Below are 381 nucleotides of genomic sequence, written 5' to 3'. Positions count from 1 at the left end.
CGACCCTCTTGGAGTGTATAAGCAATATCAGTGAGGTCATGAGCCGTGATAGATTGCTTACTGATAAAGTCTGCTAATTGCCTGGCTTGGTCTTTCAGACGATCTTCATCCTTTGCCGACAAAATAAAGATGCCCGGGTGCTGTGCTGTCACAGCTGGTGCTTGTGCAGGGTGGGTTGTTTCTTTCGGAATATAGTCCTCAATGACCACGTGGGCATTGACGCCGCCTATCCCAAATGAACTGATACCTGCGCGGCGCGGCAGCTCTCGGCCGGCTTCATCACGAAGCGTCTGCCATTCTCTCGATTTCTGCACAATATAAAACGGGCTGTCATCCAGTCTGATATATGGATTAATGGTTTCACTATACAGACTTTTGACA

General features: G+C 48.6%; 1 protein-coding gene. It reads right to left on the bottom strand.

The features are described 5' to 3' along the window. On the bottom strand, positions 1–381 hold a 381-nt coding region (locus RVS70_RS23155), incomplete at both ends, for a ketoacyl-synthetase C-terminal extension domain-containing protein (protein WP_321135092.1).

It is taken from the genome of Virgibacillus sp. M23, from assembly GCF_034190895.1.
Classification (GTDB): domain Bacteria; phylum Bacillota; class Bacilli; order Bacillales; family Amphibacillaceae; genus Virgibacillus; species Virgibacillus salarius.
The sequence above is the reverse complement of the archived record's forward strand: the minus strand, read 5'-3'. Positions and strand labels throughout refer to the sequence as shown.